Source organism: Nocardioides immobilis (assembly GCF_003515065.1).
Lineage (GTDB): Bacteria > Actinomycetota > Actinomycetes > Propionibacteriales > Nocardioidaceae > Nocardioides > Nocardioides immobilis.
The window spans coordinates 58,123-81,203 of the sequence record NZ_QXGH01000038.1; the positions used below are offsets into that span (position 1 = coordinate 58,123).

Here is a 23,081-nt window from a genome sequence, read left to right on the forward strand (position 1 = left end):
GGTCACGCCTTCTTCTTGGTTGAGGACGAGAGCGCCATACGACGGAAGGTGTTGTTCATCAGGACCGCGGCCAAGAGGAGGATGCCGAGAATGAAGCTGGCCCAGTCGGACTCCCAGCCGGTGTAGTAGATGCCCTGCTGCACGATCGCGAAGGTCAGCGTGCCGAGGACCACCCCGACGACGGAGCCGTAGCCACCGGTGAGCAGAACGCCGCCGATGACCACCGCGATGATGGAGTTGAAGACGAAGGACTGGCCGTTGGCGACCTGTGCGCTGTTGTAGAGGATCGTCTGGATCACACCGACCAGGGCGGCCCCGAGCGCGCTTCCCATGAACAAGCCGATCTTGACGTTGCGCACCGAGATTCCAGTGGCCCGGGCGCTGACGGTGTCACCGCCAACGGCGAAGATCCAGTTGCCGAAGCGGCTGACGTGCAACATCCAGCCCACCACCACGGCGACGCCGATCCACCAGAAGACCGCCACCTCGAACTTGTCTGCCAACAGGGTGCCGAACAGCTCCTTGTCCGGAGATCCGGGCTCGATGGCGACGCTGGTGGTGCCGGTGATGACCCGGGAGAAGCCCAGCGTCAGTCCGGCGAGGCCGAAGTTGGTGGCCAGGGTGACGACGAAGGACGGGACGTTGGTCGCGGTGACCAGTACGCCGTTGAGGAATCCTGTCAAAAGGCCCAGGGCGATCGCGGCTCCGATGCCGATGATCATCGGTGCGCCGTAATGACCGGAGACGATGGCCAGCGTCATCGAGCTTGACGCGAGGACCGATCCGACGGACAGGTCCAGCTCGCCTGCGATCATGAGCAGGCCGACCGGGATGGCGATGATGCCCAGTTCGGCGGCGACGTTGAGCCAGCTGGCGGTGCCGCCGCTGGACAGGAACTGCTGGCCTCCGAAGATGGCGAAGAAGACGAAGACGCTGACCGTGCCGATAAGGGCTCCGGTCTCGGGCCGGCGGATCAGGTTCCGCACGCTCGCGCCGGAGACGAGCGGGCGCGCCGGAGCCGGCGCTGCTGGTGCTTGCACTGCCATTTCTGAATCCCTTTTCGGTGGAGTCGAGGCCGACGAATAGTGCGCTGTCGACCGGGTCGCGGTGCTGGGTCGCGGAAGATGCGCGACCCAGCACCGCCGGGTCAGCGGACGCCGGCCTTCGCGCCGTCGATGGCGAAGTCGACGTTGGACTGGTCGATGATCGCCGGGCCGGTCAGCAGCGGCCGCTGCGGAAGGTTGATGCCGTATCGCACGTAGCTGTTAGCCAACGAGACCGCGAGGAAGCCCTGCATGTAGGGCTGCTGGTCGATGCAGAACAGCTCCTTGCCGTCCTTGATTCGCTCGAGCTGCGTCGGGTCCATGTCGAACGTGCCGAGGTCGACGTCGTCGCCCAAGCCGGCCTGTTCGATGGCACTTGCGGCGGCGTCAGCGTCTCCGGTGCTGATGGTGACAACGGCGTCGATCGAGTCGTCCTGGAGCAGCGCTGCCTTGATGCCCTGGGTGACTGCGGTCGGGTTGCCGAAACTCGATGAGGGCATCGGAAGCTGCTCAGATTCGCCTCCGCTTTCCTCGATGCCCTCGGCAAGGCCGTCGCAACGGGCCTCGCTGTTCGCAGCGCCCGGCAGGGTGTTGACACACAGCACGTGCTCGTTGCCGTTCTCGCCGAGGTACTCCCCGCCGGCAACTCCGGCCTCATGGTCGTCGCTGCCGATGTAGTTGAGGGCACCGAGCTTGTCGGCGGCCTCCAGGCCGCCGGAGTTGTAGATCCACAGCGGGATGCCCTTGTCGACCACGCGCTGGAACGAGGCGTCCTGCGCCTCCGGCACCCAGTCGGGACCGATGATGGCGGTTGCACCGTTGCTCACGGCCGTGTCGATCAGCTTGGCCGCGTCGGGGCCGAGGTTGTCGTAGTTCTGAGGGCCGAGCCAGGTGACGCTGCCGCCGTCGGCCTCTACCAACTTGCCCGCGTCCTCGGCGCCGCGCTTCACGCGGGACCAGAACGGGTCGTCCGACTTGCCGCCGATGACGTAGATGTCGGCCTTGCCCGAGGGTCGGGGCCCAGTCCCCGAGTTGCCGCTGCCTCCGTCGTCGTCGTCGGAGTTCGGCTTGCCACTACCGCAGGCGCTGAGCAGCACGAGTGCCGCTGCGGCGGTCGTGGCCAGGACCACCTGGGTCCGTGTGCGCGTCGTGCTCACAAGACATCTTCCCCTTCGTCGACCGGGCTGCGCGGGCCGTGAACCTGTCCGAGTCCCCGGAAGCCAACGGCTGTTCTTGTTGTGTGAGGTGGATGACGCCGCGTGTGGCGTCGGTCACAAGAGAACCCGTCTGCAATGCCTTTGTCAACATATTCGCGCCACATTTTTAGAACGCTTTAGTTTCTGTCGCCTAGAACGCTATAGTTCTCTTGCGGAGAAGGTTCGAGCGGTTATCCGGCAAGCCTGCGCATCGGCGGCTGGCCGCGCCGCTAGGGTGAGCCCACGTCCGCTCGGAGAGGGGTGACCAATGACCGACCAACACGCCGGACAGCATCGGCGCGTCACCCTCGCAGACGTAGCCAGCCGGGCAGGGGTCTCCACGGCGCTGGTGTCGATCGTGATGCGGGATGCTCCAGGCGCGAGTGCCGCCAGCAGGGAGCGCATCCTCGGGGTAGCGCGAGAAATGGGCTATAGGCCCGACGTACGGGCTCGCTCGCTCGCGAGTCTCAAGGCTCACCTGATCGGGGTGCTGTTCGGACGCGCAGGGCGCTTCCACTTCGAGCTGATCGACGGCCTGTACACCGCCGCGGAGGACCGCGGGTGGGACCTGGTCCTCAGCGCCCTGACGAGCAGCCGCGACGAGAAGCGCGCCCTCGGTTCGCTTCAGGACTTCCGGTTCGACGCCCTCATCATGCTCGGGCCAGAGATCCCGGAGCCACAGCTGGCAGGCCAGATCCCGCTGGTGGTGGTCGGTTGGCACGTGGACCACCCCGGTGTCGACATCGTGCGCACCTCCGACGACCACGCGATGGCTTTGTCCGTCAAGCACCTCGTGGACCTCGGACACCGCCGGATCGCGCACCTCCAGGGTGGCCGCGGACTGATCGCTCTCGCGAGGCGCGATGCCTACAAGCAGGCGATGCGGGCCAACGGGCTGAGGTCGGAGATCCACGTTGTGGAGTGCGACGGCGAGGACCAGCTCGACGGTCAGCGCGCTACGCGAACGATGCTCGAGACCGGGCGCGACCTGCCGTCCGCACTGATCGCCTTCAACGACGACATCGCCGCCGCCGCCATGAGCGTCCTTGGTCAGCAGGGAATCAGTGTCCCCGGCGACATCTCGGTCATCGGCTTCGACGACAGCGCCCTGGCGGGAAGCCCCGGCCTCGATCTCACGACCATCCGCCAAGTCCCCCAAGAGATGGCCCGCCTCGCCGTAGAGCGCATCGTGGCACGGACCTCCGGCGCCAAGGTGGACGGCCGCGAGATCATCCTCGAGCCCGAACTGGTCGTCCGCGCAACCACGGGACCCGCCAACGACCGCTGACCACCCTGGCATCGGCGAGCCAGCGCCCCACGGATGCAATCCACGCCGCCACAGCTGTCAGCCGCGCGTTCTCACGTCGCGTCAAATGGCACCAGCCTCAGGGTCTTCTTCCTTGCCTCGGCTGTGAATCGGTGCCGTGGGTCAGAGGTCGCCTTCGAGGAACTGGGCCCGTCCGAGGCCGAAGGACCAGTCCTGACGCCCGTTGGACACGATCGAAACGATGAGGTCGGTCGGCGAGATGTCGCAGCGTTCCTGGAGCCCGTCCGCCAACTCGCGGTAGACCGCCCTCTTCTGGTCCTCGGACCTGCCCTGCTGGAAGATCTGGATTACGGCCACGCCGGCGCTCCGTTCGAAGCCGAGTCCGGTGTCCTCCGCAATGATCTGCCCGACGGGGTGCTGGGTGATGACCTGGTAGCGATCTCGCGGGGGGCCGCGAACACGTCAAGCATGACGTCCTGCACCGTGTCTGCGATGAGCCGCAACGCCTCTGGGGACGGCCCTCGTGGCCCGCGACCCCCGCCGCCTCTACCGCTCGCTCGGCCTCGGAGGGGGCCTCCAACGCCAGCTCGACGTCAACGGTGGCCTCATCGATCCGCTGCTCCCGGGCCAGCTGTCCGGATCCAGTTGACGCCGGCGGTCCCGCGCCGCCTCTTGCCGGCTTTCCCGGGCGCGGTCACTTCTGGCCTGTGCCTGTGCCGCGGTGCTCACTGGCGACCACCTCTTCCTTGATCCGAGGTCGCGGCCAAGATCACCGCGACGCCTTCACACGACAGAAGCAACGCCGTCCCCGATCGATCGGACATACCGCGCCCGACTTTCGGACCCACCGCCGAGGCGAGCACCGCGGCGGCCGCTCACCACCGCACCGCAGACCCCCTTACCAACCTCGCACCCCATGCACTTTTGGGTCGAGCGCGCATTATTGCGACAGAAGCGCCAGTCATGACGGCAGCACCACGAGCAACCTCCGAGCGCCAATATCGCGAGCCCTCGCCACAGGCCCGCGGCGTCGTCCCCCACGGGCCGAGTCGTGCGGGTGCGTCGAGGAGGTCCTCGGCGAGCTCAAGGGCTTCGAGGAGGCGGCTTGGCGCAGCAGTCGTGCAGACGCGGATGACGAAGGCGCGGGCGTCGGCGTACTCGATGACTTCAACGAGGCGTCGTCGAGATTCATGTCGTCGACTGAGAGTGCTTTGACGATGGTCGCTCCCTCCGCGGAGAGAGCGTCCAGCCGCCGCCTGATCCGACGGCGATGACGGTCGGCGGTGCGATCGTGTCGTTCTCTGTCGCACCCGTCGCGACCCCACGTGTCCGCCAAGGCGTCGACGATCACAGCATGGACTGTGCTCACTCTGCAGTGGGCGCACCGCAGCCAGGTGCACCACGGACCGGCCACTTCGCCTGCCGCAGCGCCTTCCGGTGGCCTAACTCGATAGGACTGCGCCACGGTTCGCAGTTCTCCGCATTCGCAGCACAACGCGCGGTTCCTGCGCCGCGGAAGCGACGGGCGCGCGGCCCGTCCGGGCCGACCTGCGGTCACAGACGCACCAACCGACGCTGGCGCCAGACGTCGACGCACGTGATGCAGTCCTCGACTCCGGGCTCGGTCGCCTCCACGACGACAGCAGCATCGCCTCGCAGCAGATTAACTTCGATCCCGCAGAAGGAAGTGACGGTGCTGCCGATCGCGAGGGCCTCCTGGTAGTCCTCCAGCGGATAGAGGTGCTCTCGGTCGCGGCGGTACTCCCGCACTTCACCCGGGTTCGCATCCTCGCGATGGGTGACCCGCTGACCGGACACGCGGCGGACGGTAGAAGATAGATCCATGGTCTGGGTGCCTCCGTTGCACTCGGTCCTAGGTCCCGGCCTGGTGTTCCCGCACCGGCCGGGGCCGCCCCTCGGTCTGTTGGGCTCCCATCGAGTGTCATACGCCAGCCCTTGCGCGTGTCAAGGCTAGGGTCTTCCTGTGGATAACCACCTGATGGGCACAACTGAGATCGCAAAGCTCCTCGGCGTCAGTCGCCAGCGCGTGGGCCAACTGGCGCAGAGCGAGAGCTTTCCGGAGCCCGTGGCTCGACTTGCCGCCGGGCCGATCTGGGAGTCAGCCGACGTCAAGCGGTGGGCGCGGGAAGCGGGGCGTATCGACTGAAGGACCCAAGCGTTCGGTCGAGCTAGACAGAAATCGGGTCGAAGGTCGGTATGGGCGTACGGGGTCGTGAGTCACGATCGTCGTTCGCCCGACCTTGCACACGCCTGCTGCCCACCGCTGCATGTCGCCAGCCTAATCGCACATTCGTCGCACGGCGCCGAAACCGATGGCGCCTCTGAACAGCGTATTCGCAGGTCAGAGGCCATCATTGGTCGGTGGGCGCAACAGGGATCGAACCTGTGACCGCCTGCTTGTAAGGCAGGAGCTCTACCGCTGAGCTATGCGCCCGACGTGCCGCAGTCGTCCAGCGGCAGCGGCGTCAGGTTACTGGAGCGGTGGGGCGAAGACCGAACCAAGGCCGGTGGGTGAAAGCCCGAGAAAAATAAGTCGAACCGCTGGCGTCTCGGGTCACCAGCGGTTCAACGACTGAACTGTAGCGAGCCGGAAACATCCGTCCAAGGGCAAACGGAGAATTCGATCCTAAAATCATCCGAAAGGACTAGACCACTGGTCCGATCGAACCATCAATCGACGGCGGCCCTCAGCTGCTTGAGGTGCTCGTCGAGGTCGCGGCCGTCGGCGTACGCGTGGTGGACGGCCCAGGCGACGTTGCCGTCGCGGTCCACGACGTACGACGACCGCATCGGCGCACCCCTGCTCTCGTCGAAGACGCCGTAGGCCCGGGTGACCTCACCGTGCGGCCAGAAGTCGCTGAGCAGCGGGAAGTTGAGCCCGTCCGCGTCGGCCCAGGCCCGCAGGGAGAACATCGGGTCGCACGAGATCGCGACGACCTCGGTGTCGAAGGTGAGGAACTCCTCCAGCCGAGTTCGGATCAGGTTCATCTCGCCGGTGCAGACGCCGCTGAACGCGAACGGGTAGAAGAGGATCAGCACCGCCTTCGTCCCGCGGTACGACGAGAGCGTGATGTCCTGGCCGAACTGGTCCCGCAGCGTGAAGTCGGGTGCGGGACCACCCAGTGCCAGTCCGGCTTCGGTCACGAGTCCTCCGCCTTCACGTCGACGAGCTCGCGCTTGAGGACCTTGCCGGTGGCGTTGCGGGGCAGCTCGTCGAGGAAGACGACGTCGCGCGGCACCTTGTACCGGGCCAGGTTCTTCTTGACCCAGCCCTTCACGTCGTCCTCGGAAACGCTCGCGCCGTCCGCGCTGACCACGAACGCGCGCAGCCGCTTGCCGTAGTCGTCGTCGTCAACGCCGATCGCTGCCACCTCGGCGACGCCGTCGAGCTTGGCGATGCAGTCCTCGACCTCCTTGGGGAAGACGTTCTCGCCGCCGGAGACGATCATCTCGTCGTCGCGGCCCTCGACGTAGAGCCGGCCGTCCTCGCCGAACCGGCCGACATCGCCGGTCGACATCAGCCCGTTGACGATCTCCTTGTGACCGCCTCCGGTGTAGCCCTCGAACTGGAGGTCGTTGGCCACGAAGATCCGGCCCGACTCCCCGGGGGGCAGCTCCTTGCCGTCGGGGTCGAGGATCTTGACGATCGTGGCGTGCGGGATCCCGCCGGCCGAGGCGGGTGCTTCCCGCAGGTCCTGCGGGGTCGCGATGCTCGCCCACGCGACCTCGGTCGAGCCGTAGATCGAGTAGAGGTTCTCGCCGTAGCGGTCCATCCACTGGATCGGCAGGTCACCGGGAAGCGCCGAACCCGACGACGCCACGGCCTTGAGCCGCGGTAGCGGGTACTGGTCGAGCGTCTCCTCGGGCAGCGCGAGGATCCGCTGGAGCATCACCGGGATGACCACCACGGAGTCGCACTCGTGGTCGGCCATCAGCTTCAGCGCGGTCTCGGGGTCGAACTTGCGGGTCAGCACCATCGTGGTGCCGAGCAGCATCGCGAGCTGGTAGTGCGCGAAGCCCCAGGTGTGGAACAGCGGCGCCGCGATGTGGCAGGTCCAGCCGGACTTCAGCGGCATCCGCGAGAGCAGCGAGACCGCGGCGGGGATCCCGCCCTGCGGGCGCGGTGCTCCCTTGGGTGTGCCGGTCGTCCCGGAGGTGAGGATGATCGTGCGCGAGGTGTGCTGCGGCGGAGTCAGGTCGGCGTTCGAGCCAGCGGACCGGATCATCCCCTCGATGGTGTCGGGGCCGGCGTCGCCGTCGGTCCACCCGATGACCCGCTCGGCGATGTCGACCTCGTCGAGCAGGTCGGCGAACTCCTCGTCGTAGACGACGACGCGGGGCTCTTCCCGCGCCACGACCTCGGCGAGCTGGGGTCCGGCGAACGCCGTGTTGAGGTAGAGCACGTCGGCGCCGAGCTTGTTGATCGCGATCGAAGCCTCGATGAAGCCACGGTGGTTGCGGCACATGACGGCCACGCCGTCGCCCTCTCCGACGCCGCGCTCCTTGAGCGCGCGCGCGAGAGCGTTGGTACGGCGGTGGAGCTCACCGAAGGTGACCGTGCCGCGTTCGTCGATGATCGCCACCCCGTCGGGATTGCGCACAGCCAGCGCCCTGAAGCCACCCGCCGGAGTCGTGCCCCACCTGCGGAGCGACGTGACGATGCCGACCAGCTTGCGCGGCCCGTAGGGCTGCACGATCCCGGACTCGGACAGGGTCTTGAGGCTGAACGCAGCGTCACGAACCCGCGAGGTCTTCTCTGCCATGAGAGGGACGCTACAACCTCGGCTGCGGTGCATCACCGGGTGCTCAGGAGATGGCGCAGGCGTTGTCGTCAGCTGACAGTTTTGGGGGCGATCAGCTTGGTGGCGACCCAGTCGCTGCTGACCGCTGCCGTCGTCGTGAGCGCGAGCCCCGCGATCGGTGCCGCTTCGGCGATGTCGGCCGGGTCGACGGCGTTGGGACGCCCGACCTTGGGCGTCAGCAGCCAGATCACCCCGCCGCCGACGAGGTCGGTGATCGAGTCGAAGAGCCCGTCGACGAGATCGCCGTCGTCGTTGCGCCACCACAGCACGACGGCCTCGACCACGTTGCCGTAGTCGCCGTCGACCATGTCGCCGTCGATCGCGTCCTCGATGGCGACCCGCAACTGGTCGTCGGTGTCCTGGTCCCACCCGAGCTCTTGGACGACCATGCCGGCCTTGAATCCGAGCCGGCTAGCGGGTCCGCTCGATTCGGTCCCGCCTTCCGCGGTCGCGCTCACGGGGTCCTCCAGTCCATTGCTTTCGTCGGGGCTGATCCCCGAGGTGTGGGAGTAGTCCAGCGGAGTTGGGGCGACGGCGCAAGCGGGGTCCAGAACGGTCCGGGGGTCCACGAGGGCGGAGCCCCGTGCGTGCGGCTACCGCTGGGTAGATTTTGTGCAGGCGTGATCGGTGCCACGATGGCCGCGTGACCGGAGAAGCCGACCCCACTCCCAGCCCCCGCAGCGCACCCGCACCGGCGGTGATCCACGAGGGCTTGCCCACCCAGCTGCCCGACATCGACCCGGACGAGACCAAGGACTGGATCGACTCGTTCGACGCCCTGCTCGACGAGCGTGGCAGGGAGCGGGCCCGCTACGTGATGCTGCGGCTGCTCGAGCGCGCCCGCCAGAAGCAGGTCGGAGTCCCGGCCCTGCGCAGCACCGACTACATCAACACGATCCCGCCCGAGCGGGAGCCGTGGTTCCCGGGCGACGAGGACATCGAGCGGCGGATCCGCGCCTTCATCCGCTGGAACGCCGCGGTGATGGTGTCGAGCGCCAACCGCAAGGGCCTCGAGGTCGGCGGGCACATCGCGACATACCAGTCGTCCGCCAGCCTCTACGAGGTCGGCTTCAACCACTTCTTCCGCGGCAAGGACCACCCGGGCGGCGGCGACCAGGTCTACATCCAGGGCCACGCCTCCCCCGGCATCTACGCCCGCGCGTTCCTGGAGGGTCGGCTCGACGAGCAGCAGCTCTCTCGGTTCCGGCAGGAGGTCCAGCACGGCGTCGGCGTCGGCCTGCCGTCGTACCCCCACCCCCGCCTGATGCGGGAGTTCTGGGAGTTCCCCACGGTGTCGATGGGCCTCACGGCCATCAACTCGATCTACCAGGCGCGCTTCAACCGCTACCTGCACAACCGAGGCATCAAGGACACCAGCGAGCAGACCGTGTGGGCGTTCCTCGGCGACGGCGAGATGGGCGAGCCGGAGTCGCTCGGCGCCGTCCGGATCGCCGCCCGCGAGGAGCTCGACAACCTCGTCTGGGTGGTCAACTGCAATCTCCAGCAGCTGGACGGCCCGGTCACCGGCAACGGCAAGATCATCCAGGAGCTCGAGGCAAACTTCCGCGGCGCCGGTTGGAACGTCATCAAGGTGATCTGGGGCCGCGAGTGGGACGAGCTCCTCGCCCGCGACGTCGACGGGGTGCTCGTCAACCAGATGAACTCCACGCCCGACGGCCAGTTCCAGACGTTCTCCGTCGAGGACGGCGCCTACAACCGCGAGCACTTCTTCGGGCCCGACCCGCGGCTTCGCAAGATGGTCGAGCACATGAGCGACCGGCAGATCGAGAAGCTGCCGCGCGGCGGCCACGACTACCGCAAGGTCTACGCGGCGTTCGACGCCGCGACCAAACACACCGGTCAGCCGACGGTGATCCTGGCGCACACGATCAAGGGCTGGACGATCGACGCCCTGGAGGGCAAGAACGCCACCCACCAGATGAAGAAGCTGACGATGGCGGACCTCAAGAAGTTCCGCGACCGGCTCTACCTCCCGATCTCCGACCGCGAGCTCGAGTCGACCTACGAGGAGACCGGCACCGCGCCGTTCTTCCATCCCGGTGCGGAGTCCGCGGAGATCGAGTACATGCTCGAGCGCCGGCGCTCGCTCGGAGGGTCCCTGCCGCGCCGCGTGGTCCGCTCGACGCCCCTGACCCTCCCCGGCGACAAGGCGTACGCCGAGCTCAAGCAGGGCTCGGGCAAGAACAAGATCGCGACCACGATGGCGCTGGTCCGGCTGCTGAAGGACTGGATGAAGGACCCGGAGATCGGCCAGCGGATCGTGCCGATCGCGCCCGACGAATACCGGACCTTCGGCATGGACGGGATGTTCCCCTCGGCCAAGGTCTACGACCCGGCCGGCCAGACCTACGAGTCCGTCGACCGCAACATGCTGCTGCAGTACAAGATGTCGCCGCAGGGCCAGATGCTCCACGAGGGCATCTCCGAGGCCGGAGCGATGGCATCGGCGACGGCGGCCGGATCGGCGTACTCGACGCACGGCGAGCACATGATCCCGTTCTACATCTTCTACTCGATGTTCGGCTTCCAGCGGACCGGCGACTCGATCTGGGCGATGGCCGACCAGCTCTCGCGCGGGTTCCTGATCGGAGCGACCGCCGGCCGCACCACGCTGACGGGCGAGGGACTCCAGCACGCCGACGGCCACTCGCCGCTGCTCGCGGCGACCAACCCGGCGGTCGTGCACTACGACCCCGCCTACGCCTACGAGATCTCCCACATCATGCGGAGCGGCCTCGAGCGGATGTACGGCACCGGCGGCCCGGAGGAGCAGGGCGAGGACGTCATCTTCTACCTCACCGTCTACAACGAGCCGGTGAGCCACCCGGCCGAGCCGGAGGGCGTCGACGTCGACGGCATCCTGCGCGGGATCCACCAGATCGGTACCGCGGACGGCGACGGCCCGCGGGTCCGGCTGCTGGCCTCGGGAGTGGCGGTGCCGTGGATCGAGGACGCGGCCCGGATGCTCCGCGAGGAGTGGGGCGTGGCGGCCGACACCTGGTCGGTCACCTCGTGGAACGAGCTCGCGCGGGACGCCGTCGCGTCCGAGGAGTGGAGCCTGCTGCACCCGACCGAGACGCCGCGTACGCCGTACGTCACGGAGAGGCTGACGGGGTCGGCCGGTCCGGTGATCGCGGTCTCGGACTACATGCGTGCCGTCCCGCTGCAGATCGCCCGCTGGGTGCCGGAGGACTACCGGGTGCTCGGCGCCGACGGGTTCGGCTTCGCCGACACCCGCCCCGCGGCGCGCCGGTTCTTCCACATCGACGCCCAGTCGGTGGTCGTACAGGCCCTGCAGGCGCTCGCCGACGCCGGCGAGATCGACCCGACCCTCGCGGAGAAGGCGTTCACCCAGTACCGGGTCGACGACCCGACCGCCGTCGCCGGCGTCCTCCAGGAGGGCGGCGACGCCTGACGACCTTGTTGGTCGTGGCTCGGTCGAGGCTCAGGCGGTGCCGACGCTCATCAGGGGCGTCGGCGCCGCCGCCGATCCTTGCCGCAGCAGGCGCCGGAACCGCGCCCGGTTGTAGACCGCCGGCTCGGTGCTGCTGACGAAGTCGTGGAGCAGCCGGGCGAACTCCTCGGGGTGGTCGCGGTGCGGGAAGTGGCCACTGTCGGTCAGCACCGTCACCGTCGCCTCCGGAGCCAGCGCCGCGGCGTTGCTGGAGTGCCGGACCGGGATGACCTGGTCCTCACGTCCCCACACGACCGCCATCGGCATCGTCTCGGTCAGGTACGCCCGGTCGGAGCTGGTGATGATCTGGCCCTGCCAGTCGATGACCGCCCGCACGAGGTGGCGGATCGCGAACCGGGTACGGCGGTCGCGCCACGAGTCCACGATCGCGGCCGCCTCGTCGAGGTCCCGCGTGTACTTGCGGAGCGGGCCACGGCCGTACGACGCGAGGGCGCGGAGCGCTGTGGTCTCGAGGTGCCGGATGCCGGGCAGGGTCAGCACCCGCATGGCGCCCTCCCAGCCCGGAGCCTGGATCAGCTTGATCAGCGGCGTCACCTCGGGCCCGAGCCCGCCGCTGGCGACCAGCATGACCCGCTGGGTCCGCTCGGGGAACTGGTAGGCGAACTGCATCGCCACCCCGCCTCCGAAGCTGTGGCCCACCACGGTCACCTTGTCGATGCCGAGCACGGTCATCAGGTCCCGCATGCCGTTGGCGTAGCCGCCCAGCGTGTAGTCGGCGCGCGGCTTGTCGGAGAGGCCGTGACCGAGCAGGTCGGGGGCGATCACCGTGTACTTCTTGGCCAGGATCGGGATCACCGCGTCCCAGGTCGTCCGGTCACAGGCGAGACCGTGCAGGAGCAACAGGGCCGGCCCGGACCCGGTCCGCACGAACGCGCGGCGCTTGCCGTGGATGGTGACGAACTCGACGCCTGCAGCGGCATCCCCGTCGTTCGGCATGGTTTCCTCCCCCAATTGCCAACCCTGGTGCCGGATTCAACCACGCTGGGTGACGGCCGAAACAGCCACCTTCTGTAAATCCCTGCTCACATAACCCCCGGTAGTGGCCGACCGGTCCGTAGGCTTCAGGCGTGTCCCGACCCCCGAACCCGCGGGCGCGCGCGGTCAAAGCGCTGCGCGCCGCGTCCGGTCGGCTGAGTACGGCGGCGTCGGCCCAGATGGAGACCGACCTGCCGTGGTTCGCCGAGCTGAGCGCCGAGGAGCGCTCGTGGATCGGGCTCATCGTCCAGGCCGGCATCCAGGACTTCATCGACTGGTACAAGCAGGACAGCCTGGCCCTCTCGTTCGGCCAGGTCCGCGAGGCGAGCCTGTTCGGAGTCGCGCCCCGGACCCTTGCCGGCACGATCACCCTGCACCAGACGGTCGACCTGCTGCGCCTGAGCTTCGATGTCGTCGAGCACAACCTCGACGCGATCGTCGATCCCGACGACCTCGAGGACGTGCACGACGCGGTGCTCCGCTACGGCCGGGAGGCCGCCTTCGCCACGGCGGAGGTCTACGCCCGCGCAGCCGAGGTGCGTGGTGCCTGGGACGCGCGGTTGGAAGCCCTGGTCGTGGACGCGGTGCTGCGGGACGAGACGGACGATGCCGTGCTCTCCCGGGCCAGCGCCGTCGGCTGGGGTGCGCGCGGGGACGTGGCCGTCGTCCTCGGCGCCGTACCGGCCGGGCACACCGAGGCCGGCGTGGTCGACGCCGTACGACGCTCGGCCAGCGCCGCGGGGATGGACGCGCTCGGCGCCGTGCAGGGGCATCGGCTGGTGGTGATCCTCGGCGGCGTGACCGACCCGGAGAAGGCGGCCCGGGCGGTCGTGGACCTGTACGGCGAAGGCCCGGTGGTCGTGGGTCCGGTCGCGGGCGATCTCGGCCACGCTTACCTGTCGGCGCAGTCCGCGGCCGCGGGGCTCCGGGCCGCCGCCGGCTGGCCGGAAGCGCCAAGACCCGTGCTGAGCGAAGACCTGCTGCCCGAGCGGATCCTCGCCGGCGACGAGTGGGCGCGGATCGAGGCGATCGACCAGATCTACGAGCCGCTGGCCCAGGCACGCGGCACGCTCGTGGAGACGCTGTCGGCGTACTTCGCCCACGGAGCCTCGATCGAGCCCACCGCCCGAGCCCTGTTCGTGCACCCCAACACCGTGCGCTACCGCCTCGGCCAGATCGCGGACCTGACCGGGCTGACGCCGTCCCGCCCCCGCGACGCACTCACGCTGCAGCTGGCGCTCGCCCTCGGGCGTTTGTAGGGTCTCCACAAACCGCTGCCGGTGAGTTCGTGAGTGCCGGAGGCGCGCGTCGTCGTACCGGCGAGGCACGCTTGTTCTGTGCTCGTCATCGTGGCCCCCGGGCAGGGGGCACAGACCCCCGGCTTCCTCCGTCCCTGGTTGGAGGATCCGACTTTCGCCGCGCGTCTCGACTGGCTGTCCACGGTGGCCGGTGTCGACCTCGCGCACTACGGCACCGAGGCTGACGAGGACGAGATCCGCGACACCCGGATCGCCCAGCCGCTGCTCGTCGGCACCACGTTGGTGACAGCCCTCGCGCTGTTCCCGCACCCGGCCGACGCCTACACGAAGCTCGGCGCCGTCGCCGGCCACAGCGTCGGCGAGCTCGCGGCAGCGACCGGTGCCCGCGTGATCAGCGCGGAGCAGGCGATGGTCCTGGTGCGGGAGCGCGGCCGGGCGATGGCCGACGCGTCAGCCACGATCCCGACCGGCATGACCGCCGTTCTCGGAGGCGACCGCGAAGAGGTGCTCGCCACGATCGAGCGCCACGGCCTGGTCGCCGCCAACGACAACGGACCCGGCCAGGTGGTCGCCGCCGGCACCCTGGAGCAGCTCGCGGCGTTCGCCGCTGACCCTCCCCCCAAGGCGAAGCTGCGACCGCTCTCGGTGGCGGGTGCGTTCCACACCTCGCACATGGCGCCGGCGGTGGACCACGTGGCCGGGCTCGCTCGCTCGGTGTCGGTGCACGACCCGCGCACCCGGTTCATCTCCAACCGCGACGGCAGCGTGATCCACGACGGCGCGGAGGTGCTGGGCAGGATCGTCGGCCAGATCGCGCGGCCGGTGCGCTGGGACCTCTGCCTGGAGACGATGGCCGACCTCGGCGTCACCGGCATCCTCGAGATGCCGCCGGCCGGGACACTGACCGGCATCGCCAAGCGCTACTTCCGCGGGCGCGGCCTGACGGTCGAGACCTTCGCACTCGACGACCCGAGCCAGCTCGACGACGCCCACGCGTTCGTCGACCGCCACGGCGAGGCCTCCCCCATCGAGACCAGCCCCACCTGGCGGATGGTCGTCTCCCCGGTCAAGGGCGTCTTCCACCGCGACGAGCAGGCGGCCGACGCCGACCTGCTGGCGCCGGGCGTCACCATCGGCGACGTCGCCAGCCTGCGCGACCGGATCGCCGTCACCTCCGCCCACGGCGGCCAGGTCGTCGAGTGGCTCGTCGAGGACGGCGACCCGGTGGCACCCGGGCAGCCCTTGCTCCGGCTCCACCCCGAGGGCGGCGCAGCGTGACCGCCCCCACCGGCACCACGGGCCGGCCGTTGCTGACCGAGCAGGGTGAGACGTACGCCGGCATCCTGGGGATCGGCGCCTACCGGCCCAAGCGACTCGTCCCCAACGCCGAGATCGTCGACGCGATCGACTCCAGCGACGAGTGGATCCAGCAGCGGTCCGGCATCAAGACCCGCCGGTTCGCCGACGACTCCGAGACCGTGGTCGCGATGTCCGTGGCCGCGTCCCGCGACGCCCTCGCCGCGGCCGGCGTGGACCCGCGCCAGGTCGACTGCGTGATCCTCGCGACCGTGAGCCACCTGCTCCAGACGCCGTCGGCCGCGACCGCGGTCGCCCACGAGCTCGGCACCGACCAGGCCGCCGCCTTCGACATCTCTGCCGCGTGCGCCGGCTTCTGCCACGCGGTCGCCCTGGGCGCCGACCTGGTGCGCGGCGGCAGTGCCCGCCACGTGCTCGTGATCGGCGTCGAGCGACTCTCCGACATCACCAGCCCCACCGACCGCGGCACCGCGTTCATCTTCGCCGACGGCGCCGGCGCGGCCGTGATCGGCCCGTCCGACACCCCCGCGATCGGCCCGGTCGTCTGGGGCTCCGACGGCGAGCCGAAGCAGTACGACCTGATCCGGCAGCGCGAGGACTGGCGCGACGTGCTCGTCGCGGACGAGCCGGTGATGCCGCACCTGACCATGCAGGGCAACGAGGTCTTCCGCTGGGCCTCGTTCTCGATGGCCAAGGTCGCGCTCCAGGCGCTCGACCGGGCGGGCGTCACCGTCGACGAGCTCGACTGCTTCGTGCCGCACCAGGCCAACAACCGGATCACCGACGCGATGGCGCGAGCCATGAAGCTCCCCCCGCACGTCCGGATCGCCCGCGACATCGTCGACTCGGGCAACACCTCGGCTGCCTCGATCCCGCTCGCCCTCGAGCGGATGATCCGCGACGGCGAGGCCAAGTCGGGCGACGTCGCCCTGCTGATCGCGTTCGGTGCCGGCCTTTCTTACGCAGCCCAGGTCGTTACGATCCCCTGAATCCCCGCACCACCCGATACCCCCAGTAGATGAAGCAGGAGAACAGATGAGCACCGAAGAGATCCGCGCGGCCCTTGCCGACATCGTCAACGAGGTCGCCGGCGTCGACGCCGACGACGTCCAGCTCGACAAGTCCTTCGTGGACGACCTCGACGTGGACTCGCTGTCGATGGTCGAGGTCGTCGTCGAGGCCGAGGAGAAGTTCGGCGTCACCATCCCCGACGACCAGGTCAAGAACCTGAAGACCGTCGGCGACGCCGTCGCCTACATCGAGCGCGCCAGCTCGGCTGCCTGATCGTGACCGCCCGCACCCGCGTCGTCGTCACCGGCCTCGGCACCACCAACCCGCTGGCAGGTGACGCCGCCACCACCTGGGACCGGATGCTCGCCGGTGAGTCCGGCGTGCGCCCGATCGAGGACCCGGCGTTCGCCGACCTTCCGGTCCGCATCGCCGGTACGGCGGCGGTCGAGCCCACCGATGTCCTCGAACGGGTCCGGGCGCGACGGCTCGACCGGTCGTCGCAGTTCGCCCTGATCGCGGCGATCGAGGCCTGGAAGGACTCGGGCCTCGACGTCGCGCAGCAGTCCGGCGACCTCGACGGCGACCGGGTCGGCGTCGCGATGGCGTCCGGCATCGGCGGGGTGCAGACCCTGCTCAGCAACTACGACGCGATGCTGGCGAAGGGTCCGCGCCGGGTCTCCCCGCTCGCCGTACCCATGCTGATGGCCAACGCCCCCGCCGCGACCATCAGCCTCGAGATCGGCGCTCGTGCGGCCGTCAACACTCCGGTGTCGGCGTGCGCCTCCGGCAACGAGGCGATCGCGCTCGCCGCTGACCAGATCCGGCTCGGCCGTGCCGACGTCGTGCTGGCCGGCGGCACCGAGGCCGCGATCCACCCGCTGCCGGTCGCCGCGTTCGCCAACATGATGGCGCTGTCCAAGAACCCGGGCGACCCGACCACCGTGTCCCGCCCGTGGGACACGGGTCGTGACGGCTTCGTCCTCGGCGAGGGCGCCGGAGCCCTGGTGCTCGAGTCCTTGGAGCACGCCGAGGCCCGCGGCGCTCGGATCTATGCCGAGGTGCTCGGCACCGGGATCACTGCCGACTCCCACGACATCGCCCAGCCCGACCCGGCCGGCAAGGGCGGCGCCCGCGCCATCCTGCGCGCGCTCGCCGACGGCGACATCGACCCGGCCGACGTGGCGCACGTCAATGCGCACGCCACCTCCACGCCGCAGGGTGACGTGGCCGAGGCCCTCATGCTCCACGCCACGCTCGGTGGCCACGCGACCGACGTCGTCGTCACCAGCACCAAGTCGATGACCGGCCACCTGCTCGGCGGCGCCGGCGCCCTCGAGGCCGTCGCCACCATCCTGGCCCTCCACCACCGGCAGTCGCCTCCCACGATCAACCTCGACGACCTCGACCCCGAGGTCGAGCTCGACATCGCCACGAAGCCGCGGGACCTGCCGCTCGGCGACATCGTGGGCCTCAACAACTCGTTCGGATTCGGCGGCGCCAACGTCGCCGTCGCGTTCGGATCGATCTGACAACGGCGCTGATGACTGCCTTGGAGAGCCGCCCCGACGCCTCTGCGAGGCCGGCCAAGCTGCCCCGCTCCGAGGATCCCCGCAACCCCGTCCACCGGCTGACCGCGCTGCTCGACGACGGCACCCTCGAGCTGATCAGCCCCGACGACGACTCCGGGATGCTTGCCGCCGTCGGCAACGTCGACGGCACGCCGGTCGTGGCGTTCTGCTCCGACGCGACCGTCATGGGCGGCGCGATGGGCGACGACGGCTGCCGGGTCGTCGTCGACGCCTACCACCGGGCCCTGACCGACCGGGTCCCGATCATCGGCCTGTGGCACTCCGGTGGCGCCCGGCTCGCCGAGGGCGTGCTCTCACTGCACGCGGTCGGCCGGATCTTCCAGGTGATGACCCAGGCCTCGGGCGTGATCCCGCAGATCTCCGTCGTCCTCGGCCCGGCCGCCGGTGGCGCGGCGTACGGACCCGCTCTCACCGACATCGTGATCCTCGGCCCGGAGGGCCGGATCTTCGTGACCGGTCCCGAGGTGGTCCGGTCGGTCACCGGCGAGGCGGTCGACATGCTCCGCCTCGGCGGACCCGAGCCCCACGGCCGGCGCTCCGGTGTCGTGCACGTCGTCACCGAGACCGAGGCCGACGCGCTGCAGCGCGCACGCACCCTGGCCGGCCTGCTCGGCTCGCAGGGCAGCCTGCGCCTCGACGACGTCGAGGACCGGGACCTCGAGCACCACCTGCCCGAGAACACCAAGCGTGCCTACGACGTGCACCCGTTGCTCGAGGCGCTCGTCGACGAGGGCACCATGCTCGAGCTGCACGCGCGCTGGGCGCCGAACATCGTGACCGCCTTCGGCCGGCTCGGCGGCCGGACCGTCGGCATCGTCGCCAACAACCCGCTGCGCCTCGGCGGCTGCCTCGACTCGCTGTCGGCCGAGAAGGCCTCCCGCTTCGTCCGCATGTGCGACGCCTTCGGCGTCCCCCTGGTCGTGATCGTCGACGTGCCCGGCTATCTCCCCGGTGTCGGGCAGGAGTGGGACGGCGTCGTACGACGCGGCGCGAAGCTGCTGCACGCCTTCGGCGAGTGCGTCGTCCCCCGGGTCACGCTGGTGACCCGCAAGACGTACGGCGGCGCCTACATCGCCATGAACTCGCGCTCCATCGGCGCCACCAAGGTCTTCGCGTGGCCGGGCGCGGAGGTCGCCGTGATGGGCGCCCTCGCCGCCGTGCGCATCCTGCACCGCCGCAAGCTCGCCGAGGTCTCCGTCGACCTGCGTCCCCGCGTGGAGGCCGAGCTCGCCGCCGAGCACGAGCGGATCGCCGGCGGTGTCGACAAGGCCGTCGAGATCGGCGTCGTCGACGAGGTCGTCGAGCCCGCCGTCACCCGGTCGGCCATCGCCCGCGCGATCGTCGACGCCGTGCAGACCGAGGGCGTACGCCGCGGCCAGCACGGCAACATCCCGCTGTAGCAGCAGCCGCCCCAGCGGCGGTCAGACGACCTGGTGCAGCCAGCGGACGGGCGCGCCCTCGCCGGCGTACCGGAAGGTCTCCAGCTCGTCGTCCCAGGGCTTGCCGAGCAGCTTGTCGATCTCGTTCTCGAGCGTCGTCTCGCCGAGCGCGGCCCGGACGACGGCGGCCTTGAGCCGGTCCTCCGGGATCATGATGTCGCCGTGGATGCCGGTCACCGCGTGGAAGACACCGAGGTCCGGCGTGGAGGAGAAGCGGGCGCCCTCGGTCGACGGGGTCGGCTCCTCGGTCACCTCGAAGCGCAGGTGCAGCCAGCCGCGGAGCGCGGAGGCGATCGCAGCCGCGGACCCGGCCTTGCCCGACCAGGAGAACTCGCAGCGATAGGTGCCCGCCTGCGCAGGCTGGGGCGTCCAGCTCGGGTTGACGGGGACGCCAAGGACGCCGCCCACCGCCCACTCGATGTGAGGGCACAATGCGGACGGCGCAGAGTGGACGTAGAACACGCCCCTGGTTGCACTGTTGCTCGTGGTCACAACGACTCTCCTCGATCTGCCTTCCTCCGGCGCGAGCTGCGCCTTCCCCAGCGGGCTCTCCTCGGAGTCAGGTCGATCGCCACCAGGGGCGAATCATCGAAGTGACACATGTGTAGTTGTGACACCCATTGTGACCCATGGGACGCTTTGACACCACCTTTTCGCGCGAGTCGCCGCAACGGCAGTCAGGACGCGTCGAGCGACATCAGCTCGGTGAGGACGGCGGCGGCAATGCCCAGCCCGCCGAGGTGGCTCTCCCCGTCGATCACCGACATCGTCGCGTCCGGCAGCCGGTCCACCACATGCTGACCGTGCCGGAACGGCACGATGTGGTCGGCGTCGCCGTGCCACCACCGGACCGGCACGGTCACGTCGGCCAGGTCGAAGCCCCAGTCCCGCGTGAAGAGCACCAGGTCCGCCACCGGCGCGGAGGTCTGGAACCGGCTGCCGTTGAGCAGGTCGTCGAGGAACATGGCCTTGAACTCGGGCCGCGACAGCAGGTTCTTGTCACCGATCGGCTGTACGGCGGCGTACAGGTCGAGACCGGCGCCGGCGAGCGGCTTCACCGTCCGGATGGCCGTCGTCAGCGCGATCCCCAGGGGCAGCCGCCCGGCCGAGAGCAGCGGAGCGAGCCGCACCGCGAGCTGGATCACACCGCCACCGACGGCATCCACGCCGCGCGTGGGCGCCACGCCGCCGAGCACCCCGACGCCCTCGACCCGGTCGGGCAGGCCCGCACCCGCCGCGAGCGCGTAGGGACCGCCGCCGGACAGGCCGATGACCCGGACGCTGTCGATCCCGAGCGCGTCCAGCAGCAGCGCCAGGTCCTCGGTCCAGTCGAGGACGTTCGGATAGAGGTACGGCGTCGACGAGCCGATGCCGGGGCGGTCGATGCCGATGATCCGCAGACCCTGCTCCTCGGCGTACGCCCGCGCGTCGAGCGGGATCTGGCGCCGCGCACCCGGCGTCCCGTGCATCCACACGATCGCGGGCCCCCGGTGCGAGCCGTACTCGGCGAAGCTGAGCCGACGCCCGTCACGAACGGCGACGTTGCCCTCGAGGGTCGGCCGGCGGGGCTGTTCGCGGTGCAACATGTCGCCGAGTTTGACACGGAGCCCTGCCGCGCCGGTCACGTGTCCTAAGGTTCGACCATGTCGTCCAGCTCGCTCGAGGTGCCCCGGCGCCAGCGGCCCGCGAAGCGCTCCAAGATCTGGCGGTTCGCCGCCATCATCGGCGCCCTGGTCCTCGTCGTCGGATGGGTCCTCTGGTTCGTCCTGACCCCCGACGACCTTCCGGTCACGTCGGACACCGTGACCGAGCGCGGCGTCGTCGACAAGACGCTCTACGTCGGCATGTTCGCGGTCGGGGACAGCTTCGATCGGACCATCAGGATCTCGGAGGTCACCGTCGACGTGGAGTCCGAGGGCGACGTCGAGGTGACGCCGCAGATCTGCCGCGACGGGACGATCAGCGTCACCACCGACCCGACCGGGTCGTGCACCACCTTGGATGATCCCGACGACGCCGAGTTCGGCCCGGGCGACTCGATCATCGTCGCCGTCACCGCTGCGGAGCCGACGACCGTCTCGATCGGACGGCTCGAGGTCTCCTTCCGCGACGGCCTCCACTGGGGCACCAAGGAGGCCGGGCTGGCGAACGCGACCCTGACCTTCGCCGACCACGTCCCGGCTCCGGTCGAGGACGACCTCGAGACCGAGGACCCCACGACCGAGCGGCCGGAGCAGAGCGACCCGGACGACGAGAAGAAGAAGGACAAGAAGGACGACAAGGAGAAGCAGGAGGACGGTGAAGGCGCTAACGCCTGATCCGGCCCATCCTCGTCAGTCGGCGAGCCGCTTCTCGAGCGCAGCAGCGCGCTCAGCGGCGTCCGTCAGCTCCTCGGAGTCGATCGCGTTCGTCCGGTGGAACCAGGCGAGCGCGTCACTCTCCCGGCCGGCCTGCTCGAGCGTGTCGGCGTAGGCGTACCTCAGCCGCACCACCCAGGACTCACGGCTCTTGTTGTTCAGCGGAGCCAGCTCCAGGGTCCGCAGGGCCGCGTCGAACTGTCCGAGGTCCCGTCGGGCACCCGCCTCGACGATCGTCATCTCCGCCTTGGCCGCGGTCGCGAACCGCGCCACCGAGGGGCTCTTCGCGAGCTCGAGAGCACGCTTGGCGTTGCCCAGCGCGCGGTGACAGTCGGCCATGATCGGCAGATAGGCCGTGGCGCCGTTCATCCGCTTCGCGGCCCGCAGCTCCGCCAGCGCTTCGGCGTAGTGGCCCGCGGCGTACGCCGCCTCGCCGACCGCTTCGCGCACGACGGCCAGCCGGGGCGCCCGACTCCGGGCCGCCAACGCATGCTGGTACGCCGTCTCGGGCTCGTCGTCGATGAGCGCGCCCGCCGCCGCAAGATGGCGAGCCACCCGCAGGGCCAGCTTCTCGGGCAGGCTCTTCAGCTGCGCCCGGACGTCCGCCGCCAGCTCCTTGCCGGTGATCTCGACCGGCAGCTCCGGGCCGTCGTAGACCTGCTGCGCGGCAGTCCGCTCGGCGTCGGTCTGCTTCGGGTCGGCGCTCCTCGAGCGCTCCGAACCCCGGCTGCGGTCCCCGCCCTTGCTGCGGTCCGAGCCCTTACCGCGGTCAGCGCTCTTGCCGCGGTCCGGGCGGCCGCGCCCGGGCGCGCCGGTGGTACGGCGCTGTCCGCCGGCCCGTCCGGAACCGGACGCGCCTGGCTTGCTCCGTCGCTGCTCAGCCACGACGACTCACTCTCTTCAGATGGGAAACACGTGTAAATACAGTAGAGGCCACCCGGAGGTGGCCTCTACTTAAAGTATGTCCGGCGGCGTCCTACTCTCCCACAGCCTCTCGGTTGCAGTACCATCGGCGCTGGCAGGCTTAACTTCCGGGTTCGGGATGGGTCCGGGTGTTTCCCTGTCGCTATGGCCGCCGTAACTCTATGAACCCCCCGCTTGTGTGGGGGTTGGATTGTGGACGCGTGCGTGTTTGCAGGTTGGTTGTGTTTGTGTCTTGCGCATGTTCACTAACCCCTGGGTTAACACGACCTGTGTTTGTTGGTTGTGTTGGGGGTTTGTGTGGCAAGTGTTCGGCCTATTAGTACCGGTCGGCTGGGCATTGCTGCTGTACACCTCCGGCCTATCAACCCAATAGTCTGTTGGGGGC

21 protein-coding genes, 1 tRNA gene, 2 rRNA genes and 1 pseudogene are annotated in these 23,081 nt (G+C 69.5%); 11 read left to right on the top strand and 14 right to left on the bottom strand.

Features of this window, described 5'->3' with window-relative positions:
• Positions 1-2 precede the first annotated feature (2 nt).
• Positions 3-1,046, bottom strand: a complete 1,044-nt coding sequence (locus D0Z08_RS27205; RefSeq protein ID WP_118928437.1) for an ABC transporter permease — start codon at positions 1,044-1,046, stop codon at positions 3-5.
• A gap of 101 nt (positions 1,047-1,147) precedes the next feature.
• A complete protein-coding gene (locus D0Z08_RS27210; protein WP_220454386.1) occupies positions 1,148-2,200 on the bottom strand; it encodes a sugar ABC transporter substrate-binding protein in 1,053 nt (350 codons plus the stop codon).
• Between the two features lie 307 nt (positions 2,201-2,507).
• Between D0Z08_RS27210 and D0Z08_RS27215 the strand changes: the two genes are divergently transcribed.
• Positions 2,508-3,527 carry a LacI family DNA-binding transcriptional regulator gene (locus tag D0Z08_RS27215; RefSeq protein ID WP_118928438.1) on the top strand — a complete coding sequence of 340 codons (1,020 nt, stop codon included), beginning with the start codon at positions 2,508-2,510 and terminating at the stop codon, positions 3,525-3,527.
• 141 nt (positions 3,528-3,668) lie between these two features.
• Here the strand turns inward: D0Z08_RS27215 and D0Z08_RS27220 are convergent.
• Positions 3,669-3,935: pseudogene (locus tag D0Z08_RS27220) on the bottom strand (tautomerase family protein); the annotation flags it as partial.
• A gap of 94 nt (positions 3,936-4,029) precedes the next feature.
• On the opposite strand from D0Z08_RS27220, the gene D0Z08_RS33515 reads away from it, so the two are divergent.
• The gene (locus D0Z08_RS33515; protein WP_281271781.1) at positions 4,030-4,155 is read left to right on the top strand and encodes a hypothetical protein; all 126 of its coding nucleotides are present in this window, start codon (positions 4,030-4,032) and stop codon (positions 4,153-4,155) included.
• Between the two features lie 905 nt (positions 4,156-5,060).
• On the opposite strand, the gene D0Z08_RS27225 is transcribed toward D0Z08_RS33515, so the two are convergent.
• Positions 5,061-5,324: a hypothetical protein gene (locus D0Z08_RS27225; protein ID WP_118928439.1), complete on the bottom strand. Its 264-nt coding sequence runs from the start codon at positions 5,322-5,324 to the stop codon at positions 5,061-5,063.
• A 166-nt stretch (positions 5,325-5,490) separates the two neighbouring features.
• Here D0Z08_RS27225 and D0Z08_RS27230 point away from each other — a divergent pair, with 166 nt between their 5' ends.
• Positions 5,491-5,673, top strand: a complete 183-nt coding sequence (locus D0Z08_RS27230) for a hypothetical protein (protein ID WP_220454387.1) — start codon at positions 5,491-5,493, stop codon at positions 5,671-5,673.
• Positions 5,674-5,889: 216 nt separating this feature from the next.
• Here D0Z08_RS27230 and D0Z08_RS27235 read toward each other — a convergent pair.
• From D0Z08_RS27235 to D0Z08_RS27250, 4 genes are all read right to left on the bottom strand, one after another.
• Positions 5,890-5,961 (bottom strand) — tRNA-Val (locus D0Z08_RS27235).
• Between the two features lie 236 nt (positions 5,962-6,197).
• Positions 6,198-6,671 (bottom strand): peroxiredoxin, encoded by a 474-nt coding sequence (locus D0Z08_RS27240; RefSeq protein ID WP_118928441.1) that lies wholly within the window; start codon positions 6,669-6,671, stop codon positions 6,198-6,200.
• On the bottom strand, positions 6,668-8,290 hold the full coding sequence (locus tag D0Z08_RS27245; protein ID WP_118928442.1) for an AMP-binding protein: 1,623 nt from the start codon (positions 8,288-8,290) through the stop codon (positions 6,668-6,670). The genes D0Z08_RS27240 and D0Z08_RS27245 overlap by 4 nt, the downstream gene beginning before the upstream one ends.
• A 68-nt stretch (positions 8,291-8,358) precedes the next feature.
• Positions 8,359-8,787: a DUF3052 domain-containing protein gene (locus D0Z08_RS27250; protein WP_118928443.1), complete on the bottom strand. Its 429-nt coding sequence runs from the start codon at positions 8,785-8,787 to the stop codon at positions 8,359-8,361.
• Positions 8,788-8,972: 185 nt separating this feature from the next.
• Between D0Z08_RS27250 and aceE the strand changes: the two genes are divergently transcribed.
• Complete coding sequence (gene aceE, locus D0Z08_RS27255) at positions 8,973-11,765, top strand: pyruvate dehydrogenase (acetyl-transferring), homodimeric type (RefSeq protein ID WP_220454389.1); 2,793 nt, start codon at positions 8,973-8,975, stop codon at positions 11,763-11,765.
• Between the two features lie 30 nt (positions 11,766-11,795).
• Here aceE and D0Z08_RS27260 read toward each other — a convergent pair whose 3' ends face one another.
• Positions 11,796-12,761, bottom strand: a complete 966-nt coding sequence (locus D0Z08_RS27260) for an alpha/beta fold hydrolase (RefSeq protein ID WP_118928444.1) — start codon at positions 12,759-12,761, stop codon at positions 11,796-11,798.
• 131 nt (positions 12,762-12,892) lie between these two features.
• On the opposite strand from D0Z08_RS27260, the gene D0Z08_RS27265 reads away from it, so the two are divergent.
• From D0Z08_RS27265 to D0Z08_RS27290, 6 genes are all read left to right on the top strand, one after another.
• Positions 12,893-14,059 (top strand): PucR family transcriptional regulator, encoded by a 1,167-nt coding sequence (locus D0Z08_RS27265; RefSeq protein ID WP_245994553.1) that lies wholly within the window; start codon positions 12,893-12,895, stop codon positions 14,057-14,059.
• A 78-nt stretch (positions 14,060-14,137) separates the two neighbouring features.
• A complete protein-coding gene (locus tag D0Z08_RS27270; protein ID WP_118928446.1) occupies positions 14,138-15,337 on the top strand; it encodes an acyltransferase domain-containing protein in 1,200 nt (399 codons plus the stop codon).
• On the top strand, positions 15,334-16,365 hold the full coding sequence (locus D0Z08_RS27275) for a beta-ketoacyl-ACP synthase III (RefSeq protein WP_425454076.1): 1,032 nt from the start codon (positions 15,334-15,336) through the stop codon (positions 16,363-16,365). Before D0Z08_RS27270 ends, D0Z08_RS27275 begins: the two co-directional genes overlap by 4 nt.
• A gap of 46 nt (positions 16,366-16,411) precedes the next feature.
• On the top strand, positions 16,412-16,660 hold the full coding sequence (locus D0Z08_RS27280) for an acyl carrier protein (protein WP_118928447.1): 249 nt from the start codon (positions 16,412-16,414) through the stop codon (positions 16,658-16,660).
• Between the two features lie 2 nt (positions 16,661-16,662).
• Entirely contained in the window at positions 16,663-17,916 is a 1,254-nt protein-coding gene (locus D0Z08_RS27285; RefSeq protein ID WP_220454390.1) for a beta-ketoacyl-[acyl-carrier-protein] synthase family protein, read from the top strand.
• Between the two features lie 11 nt (positions 17,917-17,927).
• A complete protein-coding gene (locus D0Z08_RS27290; protein ID WP_118928449.1) occupies positions 17,928-19,376 on the top strand; it encodes an acyl-CoA carboxylase subunit beta in 1,449 nt (482 codons plus the stop codon).
• 21 nt (positions 19,377-19,397) lie between these two features.
• Here the strand turns inward: D0Z08_RS27290 and D0Z08_RS27295 are convergent, their stop codons facing one another.
• Positions 19,398-19,907: a DUF3145 domain-containing protein gene (locus D0Z08_RS27295; protein WP_118928450.1), complete on the bottom strand. Its 510-nt coding sequence runs from the start codon at positions 19,905-19,907 to the stop codon at positions 19,398-19,400.
• 185 nt (positions 19,908-20,092) lie between these two features.
• Positions 20,093-21,001 (bottom strand): alpha/beta fold hydrolase, encoded by a 909-nt coding sequence (locus D0Z08_RS27300; protein ID WP_118928460.1) that lies wholly within the window; start codon positions 20,999-21,001, stop codon positions 20,093-20,095.
• 57 nt (positions 21,002-21,058) lie between these two features.
• On the opposite strand from D0Z08_RS27300, the gene D0Z08_RS27305 reads away from it, so the two are divergent.
• Positions 21,059-21,733, top strand: a complete 675-nt coding sequence (locus D0Z08_RS27305) for a hypothetical protein (RefSeq protein ID WP_118928451.1) — start codon at positions 21,059-21,061, stop codon at positions 21,731-21,733.
• Positions 21,734-21,748: 15 nt separating this feature from the next.
• Here D0Z08_RS27305 and D0Z08_RS27310 read toward each other — a convergent pair whose 3' ends face one another.
• The 3 genes from D0Z08_RS27310 to D0Z08_RS27320 all read right to left on the bottom strand — a co-directional run.
• Positions 21,749-22,657, bottom strand: a complete 909-nt coding sequence (locus tag D0Z08_RS27310; RefSeq protein WP_118928452.1) for a tetratricopeptide repeat protein — start codon at positions 22,655-22,657, stop codon at positions 21,749-21,751.
• Positions 22,658-22,735: 78 nt separating this feature from the next.
• A 5S ribosomal RNA gene (rrf, locus tag D0Z08_RS27315) occupies positions 22,736-22,852 on the bottom strand.
• Between the two features lie 140 nt (positions 22,853-22,992).
• A 23S ribosomal RNA gene (locus D0Z08_RS27320) occupies positions 22,993-23,081 on the bottom strand; the annotation flags it as partial.